Source organism: Bacillus sp. RCC_6_1 (assembly GCF_041360755.1).
In the GTDB taxonomy this organism is placed as follows: domain Bacteria; phylum Bacillota; class Bacilli; order Bacillales; family Bacillaceae_G; genus Bacillus_A; species Bacillus_A cereus.
The window spans coordinates 84,216-106,709 of record NZ_JBFUPV010000009.1 but is presented as its reverse complement, the minus strand read 5'-3'; the positions used below and the strand labels follow the sequence as shown (position 1 = coordinate 106,709).

The following is a 22,494-nucleotide window of genomic DNA, read 5'->3' as shown; positions in this document are numbered from 1 at the left end:
AAAAGGTTCCTACCGATAGAGGTAGGAACCTTTTTGTTTAATCAAATTTTAATTTTTTTAATGCTTCCGCGAATGGGTTATTTAATGGTTCTTCTTCTTTTTTCTGTTGTTTCATATATTTTTGAACGTCGCGTTTATCGGCTTTGTTTCCAGATTCTTTTTTACGTCGCTCTTGGAATGTTGATAATTTCTCGCGATAGCCACATTTACATGCGAAAATTTGGCCTGCACCCTCACCACGTAATTCTAGTTTCTTTTTACATTGCGGACAGCGAGCATTTGTTGTACGAGATACATTTTTACGATGACCACATTCACGGTCTTGGCATACGAGCATTTTCCCCTTTTTTCCATTTACTTCTAGCATTGGTTTACCGCAATCTGGACAAGACTTCGTTGAAATGTTGTCATGTTTATATTTCTTATCACTCGATTTAATTTCAGCAACAATTTCTTTCGTATAGTTCTTCATTTCCGAAATGAATACTTCTTTCTTTAATTTTCCTTTTGCAATTGCTTCAAGTTTTTGTTCCCACTCACCAGTTAGTGTAGGTGATTTTAATTCTTCTGGTACTAAATCAAGTAATTGACGACCTTTTGATGTAATGTGAATATCTTTACCACGTTTTTCAATTAAGAAAGAATTGAAAAGTTTGTCGATAATATCTGCACGTGTCGCTACAGTACCTAATCCACCAGTCGATTTTAACGTATCAGCAAGTTGTTTATTTTGCGTATCCATATATTTTGTAGGATTCTCCATTGCTGAAAGTAAAGTTGCTTCATTAAAGCGTGCAGGTGCTTTCGTTTGACCTGATGTTTGCATAAGTAACTTTACAGTTAATGTATCGCCCTTTTCAATGTGAGGTAGAATCTGCTCTTTTACGTCATCAGTTACATCATCGTCTTCAAATCGATTTTCGTATACTTCCTTCCAACCAGCATGTAAAATCGTTTTTCCGCGTGCAATGAATGTTTCATTGCCGACCTTTGTGCGTAACGTTAGTTGTTCGTATTCGAATGCTGGGAATAAAACAGCTAAGAAACGTTTTACAACTAAATCATAAATTTTGCGTTCTTTATCTGTGAATGCTGCGAAGTTAACGTATCCTTCTGTTGGAATAATCGCATGATGATCGCTTACTTTACTATCATCAACAAATGATTTGTTAGGTTTGATAGGCTTTTGTAATACTTTATGTGCGAAGGGACGGTATTCTCCAACACCACATGCTTTTAGACGTTCTGGAAGTGTTCCAACGATATCAGATGAAATGTAGCGTGAATCTGTACGAGGGTACGTTAGTACTTTATGCTGTTCATACAATTTTTGCATAATATTTAATGTTTCTTTAGCAGAGTAACCGAACTTTTTATTTGCATCACGTTGTAATTCAGTTAAATCGTAAAGACCAGGAGAGAATGACTTCTTCTGTTTCTTATCAATTTCCACAACAGCAGCATTTTGTTTATCTAAACTTTTTACAATACCATCGATTTTTTCTTTATTAAAACTACGGCTATTGCCATTTGCATCTTGCCAAGTAAGTTTGAGCTTCTCCATTGTTTGAGCTTCGATGCCGTAGTAAGTTTGAGCTTTGAAGTTCTTTATTTCATCCTCACGACTAGCAATCATAGCAACAGTAGGGGTTTGTACACGGCCGCAATTTAACTGGGCATTAAAGCGAGTCGTTAAAGCACGAGTTGCATTAAGACCGATATACCAGTCAGCTTCTGAACGTGCAACTGCTGAAGCATATAAATTGTCATATGCCTTACCTGGTTTTAAATTTGCAAAACCATCTTTAATTGCTTTATCGGTTACAGAAGAAATCCATAAACGTTTGATTGGTTTATTTAGCTTAACTTTATCGATAATCCAGCGTGCGACTAATTCCCCTTCACGTCCAGCGTCTGTTGCTACAATAATTTCATTTACATCTTTTCGAAGTAGCTGACTTTTTACAGCATTAAATTGTTTACCAGTTTGTTTAATAACCGTTAATTTCAAACGCTCAGGTAGCATCGGTAAATCTTCTAAATTCCACTTTTTATATTTCACATCATAACTTTCTGGATCTGCTAATGTAACGAGATGACCTAAAGCCCAAGTTACAATATATTTACTACCCTCAAGATAGCCGTTTCCTTTTTTATCACACTTCAGTACACGAGCAATATCTCGTGCAACGGAAGGTTTTTCAGCGATTACAACGCTTTTTGACATATTAAAAACATCCTTTCAAATTTCCATAAGTTAAATATAGCATACATCTTCTTGAGATTCAGTTTCGCTCCATATTTGATCGGTTTTTAGTGGGATGAACAAAACACTCACTGATTAAAGTTTCACTTGATTATGTTTATTGTTATATAGGTTGCTTCTATATTAAATAGAAAAGTAAAGAACTTGTTATTTTAGTAGAATAAGAGTAGACTTTGAAGTAGATGAATAATAAGCACATGGGAGTTTGTGGATGCAAACTGAGAGTATGACTAGTCCGTCATTGACCATTTGAACCTGTTGGATAATGCCAGCGTAGGGAGAGTGTAAAAGCACATGTTCAGGCACTTTGCGTACGCGCAAAGTGTCTTTTTGTGTATCTCCCATCATTATAGTTAGGAGATGAAAAGGATGAATATGAAAGAAATTAGTAAAGTAGTGGATTTGGTGAGAGAATCTAATCCGCTCGTTCATAATATTACAAATGTTGTTGTAACAAATTTTACTGCTAACGGTTTGTTGGCACTTGGAGCATCGCCTGTAATGGCGTATGCAAAAGAAGAAGTAGCAGAAATGGCTAGCATTGCTGGAGCGTTAGTATTAAATATGGGGACACTTCGTCCTGAAGAAGTAGAAGCGATGTTACTCGCGGGTAAATCAGCAAATGCGAACAATGTGCCAGTACTATTTGACCCAGTTGGTGCAGGAGCAACTTCGTATCGAACAGAAGTTGCGAGACATATTCCAGCCGAAATAGATTTAGCAATTATCCGCGGAAATGCGGCTGAAATAGCAAATGTTATTAATGAGAAATGGGAAATTAAAGGGGTAGACGCTGGTACTGGAAATGGCAATGTTGTAAGTATTGCAAGGCAGGCAGCAGATGAACTAAATACAGTTGCGGTCATTACTGGAAAAGAAGATGTTGTTACAGATGGAGAGAGAACTATTGTTATTCGAAATGGTCACCCTATTTTAACGAAAGTTACGGGAACAGGTTGTTTACTAACTTCTGTAATAGGAGCATTTGTAGCAGTGGAAAAAGATTATGTAAAAGCAGCAGTAGCCGCATTAACGTTTTATGGTGTAGCTTCGGAACTGGCAGCTGCTAAGGCGGTAGAAAAAGGGCCTGGTAGTTTCCAAATTGAATTTTTAAATCAATTAGCGAATACAACTTCAGGTGATATTGAGAAGTATGGGAAGATTGTGGAGTTAGAGTAAGAGGGAGTGAAAGAAATGGCACGCATTGAAATAGATAAAATGTCTAAGCTATTGCAAGTGTATTTTATTATGGGAAGTAATAACTGCACGAGGGATCCTTTAGCTGCATTGAAAGAAGCGTTAGATGGTGGAGTGACACTTTTTCAGTTTCGCGAGAAGGGGGAAGGTTCTTTAATCGGAGAAGATAGAGTGCGCTTTGCAAAAGAATTGCAGACGCTTTGTAAGGAATATAGTGTTCCTTTCATTGTAAATGATGATGTAGAATTAGCCATTGAATTAGATGCAGATGGTGTTCATGTTGGACAAGATGATGAAGGAATTACATCTGTTCGTGAAAAAATGGGAGATAAAATTATCGGCGTATCTGCTCATACAATTGAAGAAGCACGCTTTGCAATCGAAAATGGAGCAGATTATTTAGGCGTTGGACCTATTTTCCCAACGAGTACGAAAAAAGATACGAAAGCGGTTCAAGGAACGAAAGGGTTAGCTTATTTTAGAGAACAAGGAATTACAGTGCCAATCGTTGGTATTGGTGGGATTACAATTGAAAATACAGCGGCAGTTATAGAAGCGGGTGCGGACGGTGTTTCAGTTATTTCAGCAATTAGTTTAGCGGAATCTGCGTATGAAAGTACGAGAAAATTAGTTGAAGAAGTAAAGAGAAGTTTGTAGGGAAGGAAGTGTAGTATTTTAAGTGCTACATGAAGAAATAGACTGCCCAAAATTTAAACAAATATTTGATTAAAAAAGCACAAACCTTTTTAAATAAAGGTTTGTGCTTTTTCTTTAAAACATAATTGAAATTAAGAGCATTCCAATTCCGATAGAAGTAAATGTTGCAATTAGGCCCGGAATCATAAAACTATGATTTAATACGTATTTACCGATACCTGTTGTACCAGTACGGTCAAAGTTAATGGCAGCAACGATTGTTCCATAGTTTGGAATGAAAAAATATCCATTTACTGCAGGGAACATCGCAATCAGTAGCGCTGGTGGAATACCAAGAGATAGTCCAAGTGGCATTAAGGCACGAACTGTTGCTGCTTGGCTGTACAGTAAAATAGATAGAATGAATAGTGCGATAGCAAATAGCCAAGGTGCACTTGTTACTAAATGCTGAATCGATCCTTGAATCATATTTAAGTTTCCATTAAAGAAAGTATCTCCCATCCAAGCGATACCGAAAATAGCAACAACTGCTGTTGCTCCTGCTTTAAAGACGTTACCAGATACAATGCTTTCTACATTTGGTTTACAGAAAATAATAATAAGAGCCGCGATAGTTAACATAACCATCTCAATTGTGTTCGGCATGGAAAGACGGGCTAACTTCCCATCAACTATCCATCCTGGACGAAGTGCTTCAAATGAACCAAGAAGTACAACAAGGAAGGTTCCTACAAGGAAAAGGATAACTGATAATTTTGCGCCCTTTACACCTACAAATTCTTTTTTCTCTTCAAGCTTAGGAATTAATCCTTCTTTTAATCGTTTTAAGTATTCAGGGTCTTCATTTAATTCTTTTCCCATCTTACTAGCAACAAATGCAGCTATCATACAAGCGATGAAAGTAGAAGGGATACTTACTTTTAAAATATCTAATAAGGTGATTTTATAGTCAGCTAACATTGCTAAAAGTGCAACTGTTGCAGCTGATATAGGACTAGCTGTAATTGCTTGTTGGGAAGCAATTACGGCAATTGACATTGGTCGTTCTGGTCTAATTCCGGATTCGCGAGAGACTTCTGCAATAACAGGAAGTACAGAATAAGCAACGTGACCAGTACCTGCACATAGTGTGAATAAATAAGTAACAATTGGAGCAAAAAAAGTAATACGCTTTGGATTTTTTCGTAATGCCTTTTCAGCTAGATGAACAAGGTAGTCCATTCCTCCAGCGGCTTGCAAAGCACCAGCAGCTGTAATTACTGCCAAAATCATAAGCATTACATCGATAGGAGGCGCCGTTGGTTGTAAGTGGAAGACAAAAACGAGTATTGCCATACCAACTCCACCCATTACTCCTAAACCAACTCCGCCTAGGCGTGCACCAATAAAAATACAGAGTAACAAGGTAAGAAATTGTAGCCAAAACATGATAAACTACCTCCGAAATTCATTAGTTAAGATATATTCGAATAGTTTAATTTGAATGAAAATTAAATAAATACCCGAAGAAATCCTTGTTATTTATACATTTTTTATTATATAACATAAAAAAAGTAACATTCACGTACTTTTTGAAATTATTTTGAAAAAGCAATGCGTTAAAAATTTGTATTTATATCTCTAAATAAGTAGACATTTTGATTTATATGTTGTAATCTTTGAAAGAGAATAAATTAATTCTCATAGAACTCCCATATCGTTCAACTCGTTCAGCGAGAAAGGCAAACTGATGGAAACATGAGGACGCAAAACTACAGGAGCTAAGGTCGAAAGGCTACGCTAGCCAGTTACCGGACGGATAGGGTTGGTCTTTGCCAATGCTTTTACATTGGCTTTTTTTTATTCTCGAACATATTGAGAAACATTTTCAAACAAAATATTCATATATTTTGTTTTTTTGTTTATGTTGATTAAGGAAGGTGGATATTAATGAAAAAATATTGGCATAAGTTATCGTTCCTTCAAAAGAACGTCTTATTAACCGTACTAGTTATTTTGACGCTTGTTGGAAGTATGGGTGCGTTAAGTTTCAACATGTTTCAAAATAGTATGATGTCTTTATTTGAAAGGCAGTCTATTGAAACAGGAGAAATAGTATTAAAAAAATTGGATTTAGAGTTAGTTAGAGACATGGCGAAAGATCCTACAGCCGAAAAAGTGAAAAAAGAAAAGTTAACAGAGAAATTAGATGAAGTTTCAAAAGAATTGAAAAGTGTTGGACAAACGTATGTTACAGGAGCAAAGCCGAATGAAAAGCGAGAATTACAACTCGTTGGTTTGACTACAGAGTTAACAAATGCATTCCCTATAAAGACGGGAGATTATTATGAACAACCCGCTCATTGGATGAAGGCATACGATAAAGTGATTGATACGAAAAAGGCACAAATGACAGAAGTATATGAAGATGAAATAGGTTCGTGGGTGACAATATTAGAACCAATTACGGATGGAGAAAACAATATTGTTGCAATTATTGCGGCTGACTTAGATGCTTCCATTGTTCCTATTACAAAAGAGAAGTTTATGATACAGGGTTTACTCTTTATCATTATTTCATTAGCAATTGCGACTATTACTCAATTCTTTATCGTGCGTCACTCGTTAGCTCCATTAAAAGATTTACGAGAAGGGTTACGTAAAATTGGTGAAGGTGACTTAAGTGTTAAATTAAAAGAAAGACCAGATGATATTGGAATTATTAATGTTTATTTCAATAACACGATTGAAAAATTTAAAGGGATTATAGATAAAGTAAGGCAAACTGCTGAGCAAGTTTCTTCTTCTTCACAAGAATTGTCGGCGAGTACAGAGGAAAACAGCATGGCAGTTCAAGAGATTGCAAGTTCTATTGAAGGTTTAAGAGTAGGGGCACAGTCTCAAAAAACTTCAGTACAACAATGTTTAGGAATTGTACATGGAATGGAAGATAAGGTAGAAGAAATAACTGGGGCTGCAAAACAAGTTGCGGTTGCTTCTGAAGGTATGGAACAACATTCAATTGAAGGTAATGAAGTGATTGGACAAATTATTAATCAAATGAGTTTAATCCAAAATGCAGTACAAGATTTATCTTCCATCATTTATTCGTTAGAAACAAGGTCAAAAGAAATTAGTGATATCGTAACTGTAATTACAGGTATTTCAAATCAAACAAATTTATTAGCTTTAAATGCTTCTATTGAGGCTTCACGTGCTGGAGCAGCTGGAAGAGGGTTTGCAGTTGTTGCTGATGAAGTACGAAAATTAGCAGAACAAACGGAAGCGTCTGCAAAAGATATAGCGAAATTAATTGGTGAAACACAAGCTGAGACAGAAGATGCTGTAGTTTCCATGCAAAAAGGTTCAAAAGAAGTAGAAACTGGAATTTCGCTTGTTCAAAGTAGTGGAGATTTCTTTGAAAAAATCTCAAAATCAGCGCAATCTGTTACAGATCAAGTAAAAGCTGTTTCCGGTAATTCGAGTGACATTTTACAAAATAGCCAGAATATTGTTCAAGTCGTAAATGAATTATCACATATTGCAAATACTTATGCCAACAGCAGTAGTAATGTTGAAGAAAGCATGAAAGAGCAAGAAATATCAGTACAAGATATTGCAGAATTAGCGACTTCTTTAAGTTGGCTTTCTCAGGAATTACAAGAGCTTATTGGTGAGTTTAAAAGCGAATAAGGAGAAAGTTCAATTCTAATCAAGGGGGTATCTCCGCTACTGATTATGAATTGAACGAATCTGCCCTTTAATAAGGGATGAAAAAGGTGTGAATTTTCACACCTTTATTATATTTAAGAGAGGAATTTACATAAATATGAAATTAGCAATTTCTTATAATGAGATGGTAAAAGAATTTTTAGGAAAAGTAGAAGGAAGTATTAAAATACCTAAAGATGTGCAAGGAACAGAACTTAGGATAAAAAGGAAAACGGAACTGTTTTCAAATTTGACTCACATTGTAGATTTAATAGGAGCGACTGCAACGTGGTTATATCATATTTCTAAAGAAAAACATATTGTCGTGCTTTATCATGTAAGAGGAAATTTATTTCCAATTACTATTGAAGTTTCTAATTTTCTCTCCTATGAAAGTTTAAATTTACAAATTGAAGAGCAACTGGAGCAAATTAAAGAAATGAATGAGGAAGAAATAGAAGAGTTTCAAAACGGTAATACATTATATGAAATGTCACCTATTATTATTGGTGAAACATATTATGAGCTAAAAGACACGAATACATTACAATTTGTATTTAGTAAAAATATGCAAAGTGTAGAAATAATATTTAATAGTGTTAATTGGAAAGAGACAACGATTACTCGTTATGCACAACAAATACAAGGTGTTTTAGTTGATATATCACAAAATACTAATAAGTATATAAAACATTTTAATATTATTACAGAGGCCGAGATGGCACTTTATAGTCAAGTGAATGATACGACAGCAGTATATCCTGAGAAAAGTATCGTCGATATGTTCTATAATACTGTTACTCAATTTCCAAATCGTATAGCTTTATCTTCAAGGGAAGGTACTTTAACTTATGAGGAGCTAAATAAAAAAAGTAATCAAATAGCTCATATGTTAATTAAAAACGGCGTCCAATTAGGAGACTATGTTGGAATATTTATGAAACGTAGCATAGACACAGTAGTAAGTATGGTAGCTATATTAAAAGCTGGTGCAGCGTATGTTCCGATTGATCCAGATTATCCGGAAAGTAGAATACAGTACATTATTCAAGATAGCCAAGCGAAAGTTATATTGATGAAAGAGACGCCTATAACATGTGATGGGGTTCAAACAGTTTCATTGTATGATAGTGAAACTTATGAAGATATAGATGTAAAGTTGTCTATTCATTGTGATGATGTAGCTTATATGATTTATACATCGGGTTCAACAGGGAATCCAAAGGGAACGATGTTAGCACATAGAGGCGTTGTTAATCTGTACACTTGGATGAAAAAGCAATATGAATTGACAGAAGAGGATGTATTTGCTCAATTTCCTTCCTTTAGTTTCGATGCTTCTGTATGGGAGTCATTTGCTTCTTTATTCTGCGGAGGAAACTTGTATGTACTATTAGAGGAAGAGCGATTGTCTGTAGAGGCATTTGCAAATGCAATCTATAAAGTGAAAGCAACTTCAATCTTGGCATTAGCAACAATTTTTGTTCGACAAGTAGCAACTTATTTAGCAGAAGAAGATATATATAAGCTAGCTTCCCTAAAAAGAATTGCGATTGGTGGTGAAATGTTACCTGTAGAGGTTATTAAATTGTGGAGAGAAAGAATAGGTACAAATGTTGAAATTTATAATGTATACGGACCGACAGAATGTACTGTAGTGACGACAACCTATAAAATACCTAGTCAGTTAAATGAGGATGTTGCGAGTATTCCCATTGGTAAACCATGTGCTAATTATCAAGTTATGATTTTGGATGAGAATATGAATCTTTGTCCAATTGGTGTACCTGGTGAATTATATATAGATTCAGTGGGATTAGCAAAAGGGTATTTTAATAAGCCTAATAAAACAATTGAAGCTTTTATTCCGAACCCTTTTAATCCTATAGTTAATATATATAAAACAGGTGATATCGTTAAGTTGCTAGAGGATGGAAATATAGAGTTTTTACATCGGAAAGATGATCAAGTAAAAATTAGAGGACATCGTATTGAACTAGGAGAAATCCAAAGTAAAATTTCTCAAAATCATAATATAAAAGAAAATGCTGTTTTTGCTAAGAAGAGTAAGGAAGGTAGCCAATATTTAATCGCGTTCTATACAACTTTAAATAAAAAAGAAATACCAGAATTAGTTTATCAGTTACAAGAGCAATTACCAGATTATATGGTGCCATCTAAACTAATTTATATTAATGAATTACCACTTACACCTAATAAAAAGATTGATGTTAAGAAGTTAGCTCAGTTAGAAGAAAAGTATGAACCGGTTCGGCTACAAGAATATGTTGCACCTTCTAATAAAGCAGAAAAACAAATAGCGAACGCCTGGGCGGAAGTATTAGGAATTTCAAAAGTTGGAGTGCATGATGATTTCTTTACAATTGGTGGACATTCATTAAAAGTATTACGAGTCTTAACATTGTTAAAAGAAGATTTCTCACATTTAACAATTCAAGATTTCTTTAAAGAAAGAACGATATATGGATTAGCTCGAATTGAGCGAGAAGTAAAAGTAGAGAAAGAAGAAGTATTTCGTGAATATAAAGTGATTCACGAGCCAGATACTATCACGTATGCAAACGTTTTGGAAGAAACCCAGATTTCAAATGTCTTTTTAACAGGAGCTACTGGTTATTTAGGATCACACATATTATATGAATTGTTGAGAGATACATCTGCTACTATTTATTGTTTAGTAAGACCAACCAAAGATGTGCAGCAAAGAATTATAGATACATTAACAGGCTACTTTAATGATATATGTGAAGAATGGTTACAGCGTATACAGGCCGTAGCTGGTGATCTGGGAGAAGAGTATCTTGGGATGAGCGAAGAAGAATTTATGTTCATCAGTTCTAAGATGGATACGATAATTCATTGCGGTGCAGATGTAAGGCATTTTGGAGATGTAAAACAATTTGAAAATATAAATGTCCAAGGAACTAGCCGTATGCTAGCATTAGCGGAGAAAGGTGCTACATTCCATTTTATTTCTACAATTGGTATCCCGTTAGAATTAGCGGTAGATCAATGGGATACATACATGAAAACTGGTGATTTTAATTACAGTGTAGACTTAGAGAATGTATATTCAAATAGTAAACTACAAGCGGAAAACATTGTTCGTGAAGCAATGAAAAATGGTTTGCGCGGAAATATTTATCGTGCAGGTAATTTAGCATGTCATTCAGAAACAGGTTCGTTCCAACAAAATATTGAAGGAAACGCATTTTATCGTCTTATTAAAACAATGCTATTAATTGGGAAAGCACCAAATGTGAAGTGGAAAGTTGATTTCACACCAATTGATTTTGCTAGTAAATCAATTGTATCGTATTTACAAGATGCGCAAATTGTAGGAGAGACGTTACATATTTGTCATCCACATCAAATTGAGTTTGAACAATTTATACAGCTAATTGGAGAGTGTGGATACAATCTTGAAATGGTTCCACTTTCAGAATATGTAAATACCGGACTTGCATTAGCGAAGGGAAATGAAGTAATAGCAGAGTTAATTGCTTCTCAAGTTGCAGGAGATGGAGCACAGCAATCTGAAATTGTAATGGGTACACGTAGAACGAATGAATGGATTAAGAAAAAAGAATTGATAGTACCAGCAATTAATAAAGAATTTATACAGCAGTTATTAGCTCATGGTGAAAAAGTTGGTTATTTTCCAAAAATAATGAAATGATTATGCATGCTTTTGTTTGTTCAATAAAATAAATCATGCTACAATGAAAACGAATTAAGGACCGGGGAGCCAATTGGCTGAGAGGATGTAAGTAAACATCGACCCTCAACCTGATCTGGATAATGCCAGCGTAGGGAGTTACTTAAAGTGATGTAGCATATGTTATTCTGTAATAACTTGCATACAAGGCTTTCCTACGCAGTAGGAAAGCCTTTTCTTATTTTTGAAATTTAATTTTATAAGGGGGATTTTATTATGTCACAACAAGTTACAATGTCATTTTCAGTAGTACCACAAGCGAAAACGAAAGATGTATATTCTGTTGTCGATAAAGCAATTGAAGTTGTGCAACAATCGGGAGTTCGTTATGAAGTAGGGGCAATGGAAACAACTTTGGAAGGAGAATTAGATGTACTTCTTGATGTCGTTAAACGTGCGCAACAAGCTTGCGTCGATGCTGGAGCAGAAGAAGTGATTACTTCTATTAAAATCCATTATCGTCCAAGCACTGGTGTAACGATAGATGAAAAGGTTTGGAAGTACCGTGATGAATATGCAAAACCAGAAGCAATCTAAACTTATTACAACTATTTGGCTTATCCTTCTCATTGCGATATGGGAAGGATCTGTTTCATTATTTAAAATCGAACCGTGGATTTTACCAAAGCCTTCTGCCATTGTTCAAGAATTAATTGGGATGAAAGATTTACTATTACCAAATACGATGCAAACACTGCAGGAAGTTATAATTGGACTATTCTTTGCAATTTTATTGGGGACGAGCATCGCAATTATTATGGATGTTATACCGTTATTTCGTATTTTAATAAATCCATTGCTCGTTATTTCGCAAACAATTCCAATTGTTGTACTTGCACCGCTATTTATTATTTGGTTTGGATATGGGATGTTGCCGAAAGTAATGGTCGTAATACTCGTTTGTTTCTTCCCAATTGCGCTTAGTATTTTAGAAGGTTTTCAAACAGTAGATAAAAATATGCTGAAACTGTTACAAACAATGAAGGCGACGAAATGGCAAGTTTACCAGAAGGTAAAATTTCCAGCAGTGCTCCCATACTTTTTCTCAGGTTTAAAAATTGCAGTTACATATAGCGTAATGGGGGCAATTATCGGAGAATGGCTCGGTGCAAGTGAAGGATTAGGCGTTATGCTTACGAGGGCTACAAAATCCTTTTTGACTGCCCGAGTATTTGGTGTTGCAGCAATCATCGTTATGGTGACATTATGCCTGTATTTTATCGTAGAGTTTATGGCAAGAATAACAGCACCATGGATATATAGAAAGGACGGCAGAAAATGAAAAAAGGTTTGAAAGTTATGTTAGCTGCCTTAGTAGCGGTAGGTGTGGCTGGATGTAATCCGGCGAAGAAAGAAGAAAGTGCAAGTAAAGATCAAAAAGTAAAAGTAGTATTAGATTGGTTTCCAAATACGAATCATACTGGCTTGTATGTAGCGAAAACGAAAGATTATTACAAAAAGCAAGGATTAGATGTAGAAATTATTCAACCAGGTGACAATGTAACAGCAGAGCAAATGATAGCATCAGGAAAAGCAGACTTCGCAATAAGTGCACAAGAAAATGTAACGTTAGCTCGTGTAGAAGGAATTCCTGTTGTATCTGTAGGAGCGATTATTCAGCATAACACTTCAGCGTTTGCATCGCTTAAGAAAGACAATATGACGTCACCGAAAGATTTTGAAGGTAAACGTTACGGCGGCTGGGGAGGACCAGCAGAAGAAGCGACATTAAAGACGATTATGGATAAACATCAAGCTGATTTTAATAAAGTTGAAAAAATCATCTTAGGACAAACAGATTTCTTTAAATCAATTGGCCGTGATGCAGATTTCGAATGGATTTATTACGGTTGGGATGGTATTGAAGCGAAGCGTCAAGGAAAAGAGTTAAATACGATTATGGTGAAGGACTTAGATCCAGCGCTTGATTTCTATAGTCCTGTTATTATTACGAGTGAAAAACATACGAAGCAAGATAAAGACTTTGTGAAAAAGTTTATGAGTGCAACGACAGAAGGTTATAATTTTGCAATTAAGGAACCGAAAGAGGCTGCTGATATTTTAATTAAAGCTGTTCCAGATGTGAATAAAGATTTAGTTCAAGAAAGCCAAAAATGGTTAAGTACGAAGTATCAAGATGATGCTAAAGCATGGGGAGTACAGAAGGAAGAAATTTGGACGAATTACATGAATTTCTTATATGACAACAAAGTTATTAAAAAGAAAATCGATGTAAAAGATGCTTTTACAAATGAATTCCTTCCAAGTGAAAAATGAGCGGATTACAAATAAAAAATATAGTGAAATCTTTCGACGGAAAGAATGTATTAGAGAATATTAGTGCCTCTATACAAGAGGGAGAGTTTGTTTCCTTTGTAGGACCGAGTGGTTGCGGGAAAAGCACATTATTAAACATGATTGCAAATGTTGAAAAACCAACAAGCGGGAACGTAACGTATAACGATAAGCAAGTACAAGAGCAAGATGTTGTTAGTTATATGCCACAACAAGATTTATTACTACCGTGGCGATCAGCTTTGCAAAATATCGTTCTTCCGTTAGAAATTGAAGGAAAGCCGAAAAAACAAAGGCTGACAGAAGGAATGGAAGCATTAAAGCAGTTCGAACTAGATGAATATGCAAACCATTATCCAGATGAATTGTCTGGTGGTATGCGTCAAAGAATTAGTTTTCTGCGCACATATTTATGTGAAAAGCCAATTATGCTGCTTGATGAGCCTTTTGGTAAATTAGATGCATTTACAAAAATGGAAGTACATAGCTGGCTTTTAAACTCTTGGCATCAAGAGAAGCAAACAATCGTTATGGTTACACATGACTTAGATGAGGCAATCTTGCTTTCAGATCGCGTATTTATTTTATCTCAAAGACCAGCGTCAATAGTTGGCGAGGTACAAGTGAAATTACCTAGGCCGAGAACGATGGATATGTTAACATCACTCGAATTAAAAAAGGATAAAGAAGAGATTTTAAGTGTGTTAGCTCCTTATATGAAAAAATAGAAAAAGCTGATGTTTTAATTTTAGACGAACGGACTAATCATTTGGATGTAGAAACTAAGATGGCTTTACAGGAAGCGTTACAACAATACAAAGGAACGGTTTTAATTGTCTCACATGAACCTTCTTTCTATGAATCGTAGATAACAAAATTATGAAATATAGAAGAATGGAATACTCAACAATATGAATAAAGAAAAGGCATTAGCTTTTATGAGCTAATGCCTTTTCTTTGTGATTAACATGATTTTCGAGAACTCTTACATGAGAATTGTATGAAGAAGCACTCTTATGGTGCGCTTATAAGCGTGCTTTTTCTTTTGTTATATTTATAATACGAAAGCCTTTCCCTAACAGGTGACTATCTTTCTTTATATATATAGATAGTTCAAAATGGAATAAAAATAATTCCTTTATGTAAAGGATAATATGGATATTATAGGAAGACAATAGAAATTAAAGGAAATTCATGTAAAATTCAAATGAACTTCATATAAACTTCATATTAGAAATTAAATATAATTATAATAGGTTATTGTGATATTTTTGATTTTTCATAAAATTAAAAGTTTGAATTTAGGAGGTATTGCTCAAACCTAAATTCAAACTTTATTGAAGTAATTAATGGATATTACGTCTAGTTTTCGCTAATGACGGCATTTAAAAGTTCGGCAGGATTACCTGTTCCTGCACCGCCAATTGTAATAGATCCACCAGGAGGAATTTCACCATTCCATCCTGCGTTCGTAATTACATAATGATTATTTGTTTTACTACTAATTTTAGAATCCCAAACTTGTGTTAAATTGCCGCTATAATCAAATTCTAATTTCCAATTTTTAATAGGAGTCGTTCCATTATTTTTGATTATAATCGAGAAGTTATAACCGCTGCCCCAATTCGAAGTGACTGAAAATGTAGCAGTACCATTTCCATCAGGAGGTGTCGTATTAGCTTCATCCGTTTTGACAGTAAGAGCGGTAGGTTGTGATTTATTTCCAGCAGCATCTTTGGCAATTACCGAAAATTTGTATTCCGTATTAGGTTTTAAGTTTTTAATTGTAATGCTATTTGTTGTTGTACTCCATTTCTCTTCTCCAGCAGTAATTTCATATTCCGTAACTCCTACGTTATCAGTAGATACAGTCCAGTTTAATTGAACTGAGTTTGAATTTTTATTCGTAACTACAATGTTTTTAACATTCGTTGGTGGCTCAGTATCTTTTTGACTAATAGGTCCACCAAGTAATTCTTTTACTAGCGTATCAAGTAATTTTGGACCACTGCAACTATATTTTGGACTTGTACGGCAATCTCCGCTTAGTTCCCAAAACATTGCTCCACTTAAACCTTTCGTCTTTATATAGTCTGTTTTGTATTTCATAGATTCATTGTCATCGTAGCTAATAAATGTGCCTGTAGTTGCATTATATAAGTAAGGTACTTTAGCTGTGTCATTCCAGTAGCGTACAAAACCATTTTTATTAACGTAATTGGCTGCTAAATCACCGTAATCATACACACCTGTGTCACCGGTAGAGTAATCATCCCAAGTACCTTTAGAAGCAAGTTTCCCATCACTACCTGGTTTGCAAGGTTGATATTGTCCGTTATTTTCTTTGCCACAACTTTTCCAGCCACGTCCGTAAAAGGGTACGCCTAATACTAGTTTATCGACTGGAACACCTTCATTTGTATAAACATTTATAGCACCATCTACGTAAAAATTCGTATTTGCTGCTGGGTCATTTGGATCCTTATATAGAGCTGCATTATGATTAGAAGTAGCTTCCCATCCGCCGTGGAAATCATATGTCATAATATTAATCCAATCGAGTATTTGAGAAATTTTCTTTAGTTCTGTATGATCAGCGTAGCGTTGACTTGCACCTGAAGCGATTGTTAGTAAATATTGTTTGCCATCTTCAGCACCTGCTTTATTCAAAGCATTTCGGACGTCTTGAAGAAGGAGAGTGAAATTTTGTTTATCTTCAGGACGATAACTACCACCAGGAATCGTTTCAACGCCCGGATATTCCCAGTCTAAATCTACGCCATCAAACCCATATGCGCGAAGAAAAGCTACTGTAGATTCAGCAAATACTTTTCTTGTTTTTTCATCAGCGGCCATATCAGAAAAGCGGTTAGACCAAGTCCAGCCACCAACGGAAATAATTGTTTTTAAGTGAGGATATTTAGCTTTTAATCGTTTTAGTTCCCCGAAATTTCCGCAACGGGCATATTTATCGCAATCTTCCCAAGTTGTCCCTGAGCCAGGATACGATTTGGTAACATCAGCCCATGGTTCACCGAGTACAAGAGTACCATTAGGAACCTCTTTATTTTGCAATGGTACACCAGATTCTTTACAGTTCCACGTTTGTTTATTTGGATTATCAGGATGAGTAGAAGGGTTTCCATGTTTTCCATTCCAACAAATATCCGCGAAAGCATAGTTAAGGTGAGTAAGTTTTGATGCATCAATGTCAGCAACTTGATAATTACGTCCGTAAACGCCCCACGAAGGAAAGTACCCAACAATTTTTTGACTTTGCTTTGGTGAATCTGCTAATGCGAGATTTGGAGTAATAAAATTTGTGAGAAAAAGAGGTAAGAAAAGTAGTAGGGATAGTAATAGCAGTGTGAATTTTTGAGACCTCATAGCCATTTCTCCTTTCAAAATAAAAGATATATTTAAAGGCATACGCCAATAAATCAAAATGAATCTAGACGTGTGAAACGTCTAGATAAAATGATCAGACATCACGAAGTCTATACAAGGGAGCTGGGGGTGATTAAATCGTAACAAATGTAAGATTTAGTGTAAACGCTTTATTAAGTTAAAAAAGACTTTCTCAATACAAAAAGGCTTGAATACAAACTATATATGAAAACGAAAGATTGGTATGGGAGGAAAAAGCTTATTATAAATAAATTTGAGAAAAAATTGTATGGAGCCAATTATTAAAGACGTAGAAAGATAAGGAAATATCATGTAAAATAATAGTAAAAATATGTAAAGGAGGGAATGGTGTGGATGTGTTTTTGAACATTGCTGAAGAAAAAATTCGACAAGCAATACGGAATGGTGATCTTGATTATCTTCCGGGAAAAGGAAAACCACTACAATTAGAAGATCTTTCAATGGTACCTCCAGAACTTAGAATGAGTTATAAAATTTTAAAAAATGCGGGAATGATTCCACCAGAAATGGAACTACAAAAAGATATATTAAAAATAGAGGATCTAATTGCTTGCTGTTATGATGAAGAAGAGAGAAAGAGATTACGAGAAGAGTTAACAGCAAAAACGCTTCGTTTTCAGCAGGTAATGGAAAAGAGAAAGATTAAAGATAGTTCAGCTTTTCGTATGTATCAAGACAAAGTATTTCGTAAATTACGCTAAGAGGGATAAGATGACTACATTTAAAACGATAGAAGAATTAGCGACCTATATTGAAGAACAACAATTGGTACTTCTGTTTATTAAAACGGAAAATTGTGGTGTTTGTGATGTTATGCTAAGAAAAGTAAATTGCGTATTAGAGAATTATGATTACGTAGAGAAAATAGAGATATTACTACAAGACATGCAGGAGATTGCGGGGCGATATGGAGTATTTACAGGGCCAACAATTTTATTATTTCATAATGGAAAAGAAATTCTTCGTGAATCACGCTTCATTTCACTTGAAAATTTAGAGAGAACCATTCAATTATTCGAGGAATAAGGGAGGCTTTTAAATGGAATTTATTATTGTCATACTATTATTTGTTGTAGTTGGAACAATCGTAACAGCAGTTCGATCGAACAAAAAGAAGGTAAATCTTACAAAACAAAATAACATTCATAATTCATCTAACAGCTCATCACCATTATTTTTCTTTGCTGGATCTGATAATGATAGCTCGCATGATGGCGGCTCACATGATTGTGGAGGATCTTTTGGGGGAGATAGCGGAGGAAGCTGTGGTGGCGGTGGTGATTGATAAAAATGCGCCTTATATAGGCGTATTTCTTTTTAAACAAACGTTTGATTAGTCGGCTTACATATGCATAAACACAGTTAAACAAACGTTTGTTTAATATTTTTAACATACTAAGGGGAATGGAAATGAAAAGGGAACCGAAAGTGAAAAATAAGGGGAAAGTAGTGTTATTTTTATTAGCTGCAGGAGGCGTATTTCTTGTTAAATTAGCATTTAAATTTGGAACCATACATATGATTCGAACTTGGTTTGAAAGTACGTTTTCTTAAATAAGGAATATAGCCTCTTGCGATAGAGGTTTTTGATTTGTTATTATTAGACTGAACGGTCGGTTTAAAGAGGTGTGAATATGAGAAGAAGCGCAGAAGAGATAAAGAAAGAAATTGCATATAAAGCAGAAAGTCTATTTTCACAGAAGGGCTACGCAGCTACATCTATGGAAGAGATTTGTGAAATTACAGAGCGAAGTAAAGGAAGTATTTATTATCACTTTAAAAGTAAAGAAGAATTATTTTTATTTGTAGTGAAACAGCATACGTATGATTGGATTGAAAAATGGAATGAAAAAGAGAAGTTGTATAGCACTAGTACTGAAAAACTATATGGTCTCGCGGAATATCATGTAGAGGACATACAGCAACCAATTTCAAATGCAATAGAGGAATTCTCTATGAGCCAAGTTGTAAGTAAAGAGATTCTGGATGAACTGTTAGCTTTAACTAGAGAATCATATGTTATGTTTGAGAAATTAATTGAAGTAGGTATACAGTCTGGAGAGTTCCGTGAAGATAATACTCGTGATCTTATGTATATTGTAAACGGATTATTATCAGGACTTGGAGTGCTTTACTACGAATTAGATTATAAAGAGCTGAAACGTATTTATAAAAAGGCAATAGATGTATTGTTAAAAGGAATGGCAGCTGAATAATAGGTCAGTTGCTTTTCTTACAAAATAAATTAGACCGAACGGTCGGTTTATGAAAGGGGAATGAAAATGAACGCTTTATTTAAAAACCGAGCATTTATGCTCGTTATGGCGTCTGATATTTTACAACAATTTGCAATTTGGATCAGAAATATGGCTCTTTTGTATTTTATAATGGAGCGAACGAATAATGATCCAGTTTCTGTTTCGTTGTTATCAGTTATGGAATATGCACCTATTTTTATTTTCTCGTTTATCGGTGGTGCGCTAGCTGATCGCTGGAATCCGAAAAGAACAATGGTCGCTGGAGATGTATTAAGTGTACTGTCTATTATAGGAATTGTCTTGTTGTTAAAGCTGGATTATTGGCAGGCTATATTTTTTGCAACACTCATTTCCGCGATTGTAGGTCAGTTTTCTCAGCCCTCATCTTCGCGTATATTTAAGCGCTATGTAAAAGAAGGAGAGGTAGCAAATGCGATTGCATTTAACCAAACATTACAGTCATTATTTCTGATTTTTGGACCAGTGGTGGGATCGCTTGTGTATACACAACTTGGTTTATTTACATCACTATATAGCTTAATCATTTTATTTTTGTTATCTGCTATCGCCCTTTCATTCTTACCAAAATGGGTTGAAAAAGAGCAGGTGGCGAGAGACTCATTAAAAAATGATATAAAAGAAGGTTGGAAGTATGTTCTTCATACGAAAAATTTACGTATGATTACGATCACTTTTACAATTATGGGTTTAGCTGTTGGATTAACGAATCCATTAGAAGTATTCCTTGTAATTGAACGTTTAGGTATGGAAAAAGAAGCTGTTCAATATTTAGCGGCAGCTGACGGAATAGGTATGTTACTCGGTGGTATTGTTGCTGCAGTTTTCGCTTCAAAAGTGAATCCGAAAAAGATGTTTGTATTCGGTATGGGTATATTAGCCCTTTCATTTTTAGTAGAAGGGCTATCTACATCATTTTGGATTACTAGTTTCATGAGATTTGGAACAGGTATTTGTTTAGCTTGTGTTAATATTGTTGTCGGTACGCTTATGATTCAACTTGTACCAGAAAATATGGTTGGAAGAGTAAATGGAACGATTTTACCACTGTTTATGGGGGCAATGCTAATTGGAACTTCATTAGCTGGAGGATTAAAGGAACTAACTTCACTAGTTACTGTGTTTTGTATAGCGATGGCACTTATTTTATTAGCGATAGGGCCAGTTGTACGTATGCAAATAAAGAAAGAAGATATCGCTAACAAAGAGGCACTAACAAATTCATTAGCTTCAAAATAACTATTGTAAGGGAGCAATATTGCTCCTTTTTTCTTTGAGGAACTTTTGACAACTATATGAGCCAATTATATACTGATGTTGTAAAAACGATTTTACAGGTTAGGAGCAATGGTGTGAAAAATCAAATCTATGAATTACGCACTGAAAATAATATTTCACAAGGCGCATTAGCTGATAAATGTAAGGTTTCTAGACAAACGATAAATGCAATTGAGAATAATAAATATGATCCAAGCTTAGCGTTAGCGTTCCGTTTAGCTGAAGTATTAGGAACAACTGTTGATAAATTATTTTTGTACAAGCAGTAGAGTCGTTCATTATAAGGCGCACCTTTAAAAATAAAAAAGATCCTCTTCTTATGAGAAGAGGATCTTTTCTTATAGCGTTTTAGTCTTTGGACTAGGTGGTGTAACGGATGTATTATTTTCTGGAACTCTAGTTAGTAAGAATCCTCCGATAATAAATAGAACAATAATACTAAGAACACCAGCGTTTGTTTTTCCTGTTAATTGCGTTGTAACACCGACTAATACCGGACCCATAATTGCGGCAAACTTCCCAAATATATTATAAAATCCGAAGAATTCATTAGCAGATTCTTTTGGTACTAGTTTTGCAAAGTATGAACGACTTAGTGCTTGAATACCACCTTGAGATGTAGCAACTAACATTGCTAAAATCCAAAAATCAAGTGTCGTTTTTAAAAAATAAGCATATGTGCAAATAATGATATAAATAATGATACCGACATATAGCATTTTTTTGCCAGTAAATGTTTCAGATAATTTTCCGTATAGTAAAGCAAATGGACAAGCGACAATTTGTGTTACAAATAATATGATTAATAGATTCGTTGCACTAATACCGAGATCGGTTCCGTAAGCGGTAGACATAGTAATAATTGTATCGACTCCGTCAATATAGAAAAAGTAAGCGATTAGAAACATAAATACAGTTTTATATTCTTTAATATTTTTAAAAGTATCAGCAAGACGTTTGAAGCTCATTCTAATAGGTCTTGGATGACGCTCAATATAGTGTGTTTGCTCTACGTTTTTTAGCATTGGAATTGTAAATAACCCCCACCAAAGAGCTGTTATTGCAAAGGAAATTTGACTAGCAATGCCGACCGATAAGGGAATAGTTCCTTTTTGAGAAAGAATAATAAGAGCGATACAACCGATAAAAGGAATTGTACTCCCGATATAACCTAATGCAAATCCTCTTGTAGAAATTCGGTCCATTCTATCTTCAGAAGTGACGTCTACTAAAAATGCATCATAGAAAATGTTTGCTCCAGCAAAGCCGATTAAGGCGAGCATATAGCACCCTAGCAATAAGTACCACTGAGAGGTTGGAACGACTGCTAACATACTTGTAAATACGATACCGAGTCCAAAGAAGAATGTGAAAAAACGTTTTTTAAATCCTTTATAATCAGCAACTGTGCCAAGAATAGGAGCAAGTATAGAAATTAAAAGTGTTGCGAATGAGTTTGCATATCCCCAATATGCTGTTGAAGTTGCCCCAGATAGTCCAGCTTCTTTTGCAGCTGCTTTAAAGTAAATTGGAAATAATGCAGTTGTAATGACGAGCGAGTATACAGAGTTCGCCCAATCGTATAATATCCAGCTTTTTTCTTGTCTGGACATTTTTTTCATATAATGTTCCCCCTTAAATTTGTTTTACTAACAGTGTACAAAAAT

19 protein-coding genes and 3 riboswitches are annotated in these 22,494 nt (G+C 35.0%); of the genes, 15 read left to right on the top strand and 4 right to left on the bottom strand.

Annotation, left to right across the window (positions count from 1 at the left end; all coding sequences use genetic code 11):
• Positions 1 to 37 precede the first annotated feature (37 nt).
• A complete protein-coding gene (topB, locus tag AB6801_RS22110) occupies positions 38 to 2,227 on the bottom strand; it encodes a DNA topoisomerase III (protein ID WP_065704946.1) in 2,190 nt (729 codons plus the stop codon).
• A gap of 226 nt (positions 2,228 to 2,453) precedes the next feature.
• Positions 2,454 to 2,563, top strand: a riboswitch (TPP riboswitch).
• Positions 2,564 to 2,635: 72 nt separating this feature from the next.
• On the opposite strand from topB, the gene thiM reads away from it, so the two are divergent.
• Both thiM and thiE read left to right on the top strand, forming a co-directional pair.
• On the top strand, positions 2,636 to 3,445 hold the full coding sequence (thiM, locus tag AB6801_RS22105; protein WP_001056095.1) for a hydroxyethylthiazole kinase: 810 nt from the start codon (positions 2,636 to 2,638) through the stop codon (positions 3,443 to 3,445).
• Between the two features lie 15 nt (positions 3,446 to 3,460).
• Complete coding sequence (thiE, locus tag AB6801_RS22100) at positions 3,461 to 4,120, top strand: thiamine phosphate synthase (protein WP_065704944.1); 660 nt, start codon at positions 3,461 to 3,463, stop codon at positions 4,118 to 4,120.
• A gap of 114 nt (positions 4,121 to 4,234) precedes the next feature.
• Here the strand turns inward: thiE and AB6801_RS22095 are convergent, their stop codons facing one another.
• Positions 4,235 to 5,548: an anaerobic C4-dicarboxylate transporter family protein gene (locus tag AB6801_RS22095; protein ID WP_000498691.1), complete on the bottom strand. Its 1,314-nt coding sequence runs from the start codon at positions 5,546 to 5,548 to the stop codon at positions 4,235 to 4,237.
• Between the two features lie 282 nt (positions 5,549 to 5,830).
• Positions 5,831 to 5,915, top strand: a riboswitch (cyclic di-GMP riboswitch).
• Positions 5,916 to 6,049: 134 nt separating this feature from the next.
• Between AB6801_RS22095 and AB6801_RS22090 the strand changes: the two genes are divergently transcribed.
• From AB6801_RS22090 to AB6801_RS22065, 6 genes are all read left to right on the top strand, one after another.
• A complete protein-coding gene (locus AB6801_RS22090; protein ID WP_000761075.1) occupies positions 6,050 to 7,792 on the top strand; it encodes a methyl-accepting chemotaxis protein in 1,743 nt (580 codons plus the stop codon).
• A gap of 136 nt (positions 7,793 to 7,928) precedes the next feature.
• On the top strand, positions 7,929 to 11,510 hold the full coding sequence (locus tag AB6801_RS22085) for a non-ribosomal peptide synthetase family protein (RefSeq protein ID WP_097999054.1): 3,582 nt from the start codon (positions 7,929 to 7,931) through the stop codon (positions 11,508 to 11,510).
• A gap of 52 nt (positions 11,511 to 11,562) precedes the next feature.
• Positions 11,563 to 11,664, top strand: a riboswitch (TPP riboswitch).
• 101 nt (positions 11,665 to 11,765) lie between these two features.
• Positions 11,766 to 12,086, top strand: a complete 321-nt coding sequence (locus tag AB6801_RS22080; protein WP_000082906.1) for an MTH1187 family thiamine-binding protein — start codon at positions 11,766 to 11,768, stop codon at positions 12,084 to 12,086.
• Positions 12,058 to 12,831: an ABC transporter permease gene (locus AB6801_RS22075; protein WP_001057166.1), complete on the top strand. Its 774-nt coding sequence runs from the start codon at positions 12,058 to 12,060 to the stop codon at positions 12,829 to 12,831. Before AB6801_RS22080 ends, AB6801_RS22075 begins: the two co-directional genes overlap by 29 nt.
• Positions 12,828 to 13,826 (top strand): ABC transporter substrate-binding protein, encoded by a 999-nt coding sequence (locus tag AB6801_RS22070; RefSeq protein WP_000715568.1) that lies wholly within the window; start codon positions 12,828 to 12,830, stop codon positions 13,824 to 13,826. Before AB6801_RS22075 ends, AB6801_RS22070 begins: the two co-directional genes overlap by 4 nt.
• Positions 13,823 to 14,572 (top strand): ABC transporter ATP-binding protein, encoded by a 750-nt coding sequence (locus AB6801_RS22065; protein WP_000016085.1) that lies wholly within the window; start codon positions 13,823 to 13,825, stop codon positions 14,570 to 14,572. The genes AB6801_RS22070 and AB6801_RS22065 overlap by 4 nt, the downstream gene beginning before the upstream one ends.
• 634 nt (positions 14,573 to 15,206) lie before the next feature.
• Here AB6801_RS22065 and AB6801_RS22060 read toward each other — a convergent pair.
• A complete protein-coding gene (locus AB6801_RS22060) occupies positions 15,207 to 17,231 on the bottom strand; it encodes a glycosyl hydrolase family 18 protein (protein WP_001257486.1) in 2,025 nt (674 codons plus the stop codon).
• Positions 17,232 to 17,602: 371 nt separating this feature from the next.
• Between AB6801_RS22060 and AB6801_RS22055 the strand changes: the two genes are divergently transcribed.
• From AB6801_RS22055 to AB6801_RS22025, 7 genes are all read left to right on the top strand, one after another.
• On the top strand, positions 17,603 to 17,974 hold the full coding sequence (locus tag AB6801_RS22055; protein ID WP_000382380.1) for a DnaJ family domain-containing protein: 372 nt from the start codon (positions 17,603 to 17,605) through the stop codon (positions 17,972 to 17,974).
• A 10-nt stretch (positions 17,975 to 17,984) separates the two neighbouring features.
• Positions 17,985 to 18,299, top strand: a complete 315-nt coding sequence (locus AB6801_RS22050; RefSeq protein ID WP_000206517.1) for a thioredoxin family protein — start codon at positions 17,985 to 17,987, stop codon at positions 18,297 to 18,299.
• A gap of 13 nt (positions 18,300 to 18,312) precedes the next feature.
• Positions 18,313 to 18,558, top strand: a complete 246-nt coding sequence (locus tag AB6801_RS22045; protein ID WP_000394369.1) for a hypothetical protein — start codon at positions 18,313 to 18,315, stop codon at positions 18,556 to 18,558.
• Between the two features lie 125 nt (positions 18,559 to 18,683).
• The gene (locus tag AB6801_RS22040; protein WP_000817981.1) at positions 18,684 to 18,827 is read left to right on the top strand and encodes a hypothetical protein; all 144 of its coding nucleotides are present in this window, start codon (positions 18,684 to 18,686) and stop codon (positions 18,825 to 18,827) included.
• Positions 18,828 to 18,907: 80 nt separating this feature from the next.
• Positions 18,908 to 19,489, top strand: a complete 582-nt coding sequence (locus AB6801_RS22035; protein ID WP_001254434.1) for a TetR/AcrR family transcriptional regulator — start codon at positions 18,908 to 18,910, stop codon at positions 19,487 to 19,489.
• Positions 19,490 to 19,555: 66 nt separating this feature from the next.
• Positions 19,556 to 20,788, top strand: a complete 1,233-nt coding sequence (locus AB6801_RS22030) for an MFS transporter (protein WP_000992568.1) — start codon at positions 19,556 to 19,558, stop codon at positions 20,786 to 20,788.
• A 56-nt stretch (positions 20,789 to 20,844) separates the two neighbouring features.
• Positions 20,845 to 21,096: a helix-turn-helix transcriptional regulator gene (locus AB6801_RS22025; RefSeq protein ID WP_002023181.1), complete on the top strand. Its 252-nt coding sequence runs from the start codon at positions 20,845 to 20,847 to the stop codon at positions 21,094 to 21,096.
• Positions 21,097 to 21,165: 69 nt separating this feature from the next.
• On the opposite strand, the gene AB6801_RS22020 is transcribed toward AB6801_RS22025, so the two are convergent.
• Positions 21,166 to 22,449, bottom strand: a complete 1,284-nt coding sequence (locus AB6801_RS22020; protein ID WP_000738812.1) for an MFS transporter — start codon at positions 22,447 to 22,449, stop codon at positions 21,166 to 21,168.
• Positions 22,450 to 22,494 lie beyond the last annotated feature (45 nt).